Here is a 3530-nt window from a genome sequence, read left to right on the forward strand (position 1 = left end):
TATAGCTACCACCAACTGTATCAGGACATAAAACCCAAAATCATGTTGTCGCGCTCCGCGCGACAACATGATTTTGGGTTTTAATTTTGTTCTAATAAGACTGGTGGTAGCTATAGCTTCGACTTCGCTCAGCTAACGTTGGTTGAGCGAAGTCGAAACCGCAGGTATTTTAATTAATAGCAAGTCCCTAAGCATTAAACTTAAGATCTTGGAGATATTACCGCTCTTGTAACGAGCGATACTATCTCTCGTTCACTGTTTTGTCAGTTAAACTACGCGATCGTTCTATAGCATGGGTTCGATCACCAGACTTGGTAACCCAATAATTATTTATGGCTTTAGGTATAACATCGTGGCATCAGTGGTTAAAACCCAAACGGATAGCCATTTTTGAAGCTTGTTTAATAGGTTTAGTGGCTGGTTTAGCGGCGGTTTTGCTAAAACAGGGGATCGGCTGGCTGGGAGGGTGGCGCGTGCGGGTTGCCCATGAAGTATGGTTTGTACTGCCGCTAATTGGTTTAGTCGGCGGATTTCTATCGGGACTTTTAATCGATAAATTCGCGACAGAAGCCTCTGGTAGTGGCATTCCCCAAGTTAAGGCGGCGCTCAGTTATGTGCCGATCGCGCTCAATCTCCGCGTTGCGGTTGTCAAGATCGCCAGTACGATTTTAGCCTTGGGATCGGGGTTAGCCCTCGGTCGTCAAGGACCAACGGTACAGATTGGCGCGGCGATCGCAGGACAGGTAAGCCAATGGATTCCTACATCTCCCGAATACAAACGCCAATTGCTCGCCGCAGGGGCTGCCGCAGGGCTTGCCGCTGGATTTAACGCCCCGATCGCAGGGGTACTGTTTGTGATTGAGGAACTCCTACACGATGTCTCTAGCCTGACTTTAGGAACTGCAATTCTTGCCTCCTTTATTGGTGGAGTCGTTTCGCTGGTCTTGTCTGGACAGGGGCTAAACACGACGATTCCAGAAATCCATTTTTCTGCTCAAGAGATTCCATTCTTCCTATTGCTGGGACTGCTGGTCGGTTGGTTTGCCGCATTATTTAATCACAGTGTGATCGCCGTTACGAAATGGAATCGGCGGATTTTTAAAACGGGATTTGCAGGGAGAATCGCGATCGCAGGTTGTGTTTCTGGAATCGCCATCACCATGCTTCCCGATGAATTTCGTGACAGTACGGGTTTGCAGATGTTCCTCGCTATGGGGCAATCGGACTGGTCGGTTACGGTTGGAACCTTTGCCGTGAGATTTATTCTCACTTTAATTGCCTGTAGTGCGGAAACTGCGGGGGGCTTATTTGTGCCTAGCTTGATTTTGGGGGCAGCACTCGGATCGTTAGTGGGGAATTTGGAACATTCTGCCCTAGGGATGGGAACTCTGGGAACCTATGCACTTTCGGGAATGGGAGCTTTTTTTGGAGCCGTGGCGAAAGTGCCAATCACCGCCTTTGTAATTGTTTTTGAAATCACAAAGGATTTTAATATTATTCTGCCCTTGATGATTACCAGTGTTGTAGCCTATCTTAGCGCTGAAAAGTATGCCCCTGGCTCATTGTACACCCACCTATTAGAACTTAAAGGCATTCATCTTGAGACTGAAATTGTCACCGATGGACTGTGGGATGGATTAAGAGCGATGGATGTCATGCAGCAGAAAGTTGAGACCCTAAGCAGTGAAATGCTTGTCACTGAAGCGATGCAGTCGTTTGCGCGATCGCGACATCGTGGATTCCCTGTCATGAGTGACGATCGCGTAGTGGGCATCATCACCCAAATGGATTTAGTCAAAGTCCAAGAGCAAAAGCTATCGGGAGATATTCTATCTAGAAATATTAAAATCGGTCAAATTATGACCAAAAATCCCATTACCGTTAGCCCTGAGGAGCGATTATCTCAAGTTCTTTATCTTCTTTCCTATTACAAACTTTCACGATTACCCGTCATCGATCGCTATAAACTCGTGGGGATTATCACGCGCAGCGATATTTTACGCGCTCAAGCCAAGCGTTTACGGGGAGTTAGTTCTCAAATCACCAAACAATCCTATTTAGTCTATCAACAGCGAGGGACTGCTACGGGGTCGGGACGATTGCTCCTCCCTCTCAGCGATTTGCAAACGGCGGAGTACTTAATTGCCATGGCACTCGCGATTGCGGAAGAGCGCAATTACGAACTAGAGTGCCTCCATGTTATCTCCATCGCTCCACACCTTGCTCCGTCAGAGACGACCGTTGATCTAAATCCTAGTTTGGAACTTTTTCAACAGGTGATGATGGCAGCCCAGACTAGGCGAGTTTCCATTCATACTCAGGTGCGGGTAGCCCATGATATCGGTCAAACGATTTTAGAAGTTGCTCGCGATCGCAAAATCGATCTGCTATTAATTGGCTGGTATGGTATCTCTAAATCCTCTGATCGCATATTTGGACATACAGTGGATACTGCACTAGAGCAGGCAGACTGTGATGTGATGTTCGTTAAATTTAGCGATCGTTTACAAAAGGCTAATCCATTTAATCAAGAGTTTCGCAGACCGCATATTTCCTTTAATCGTTGGCTCGTTCCGATTACGGGTGATTTCAATAGCGAAAATGTCATTCAACTACTTCCAGATCTGATATCTATGTCTCCCTATCCAGAGGTATGCCTCTGCCAAATTTTTTCGCCAATGGACGAGAAGCAACAAGAAAGCCAATTAGAACAATATGCAGACTTACTATATAAATCTCTCCAGTTTAAAGTTGATGCTGTTTCCATCTGCGCTAAGTCTGTTACCGATGCAATTGTAGACCTAGCAAATCAGGAGCGAAGTGATGTAATTATCCTAGAGGCAAGTCATGAAGGTGTTTTGCACCAGATCTTGCATGGTAACGTTTCCGAAGCGATCGCTCGTAATAAGAATATGTCTAATCGAACGATTATCATTTTCCGAAAGTCAATTTAAAACGTGAAAACCCTAACGCCAGCTTCTACTGTTACAACAATTATCGAACGAACCACAAGGAAATTTTTGAAAGTGTTGCGAAGCAGCACTTTCAAAAATTTTCCTAGTTTGGGTTTGAGCGCAAAGCGCTGTGTATTGTCAAATTTTAATTTATCGGCTATATTAAGCCTCAGGTTGAATAAACCTTCGGTGAAAAGCCGAACCCAATTTGATAATAAACATTTAGACAACAGGAGGTGATGCCCATGCAATCAGATAGTAGTAACGGTAAACGTGTGGGTCTTCAGATTTCCGAGCTGTGTGCTGGGGCTGTTCTGTAGGTATTTAGTTAATTGGATATAGTTTACTATTTTCGTTGATTAGTAAACCTAGGTTCCTTCCAGCAGTTGACTGTAATCTCAAGATCCTAAAGTATTCCGAAGCAAAAAGACCCAGCCACTGGCTGGGTCTTTTTGCTAAGTAACGTCAGTTCGGGTTAAGCTGGCAAATTTTCAAATTCCAAAAATAAAAGCCTTGCTAAGCAAGGCTTTTATTTTTGGGCTTTGAGGAAGGGTTTGCGTAGCAAACCCTTCCTCA

General features: G+C 45.0%; 1 protein-coding gene. It reads left to right on the plus strand.

All coding sequences use genetic code 11. From position 1 onward, the window contains the following. Positions 1 to 332: 332 nt before the first annotated feature. Positions 333 to 2954 carry a chloride channel protein gene (locus AC805_RS10795; RefSeq protein ID WP_055075442.1) on the plus strand — a complete coding sequence of 874 codons (2622 nt, stop codon included), beginning with the start codon at positions 333 to 335 and terminating at the stop codon, positions 2952 to 2954. Positions 2955 to 3530: the final 576 nt, after the last annotated feature.

The organism is Pseudanabaena sp. 'Roaring Creek', assembly GCF_001402795.1.
In the GTDB taxonomy this organism is placed as follows: Bacteria; Cyanobacteriota; Cyanobacteriia; order Pseudanabaenales; family Pseudanabaenaceae; genus Pseudanabaena.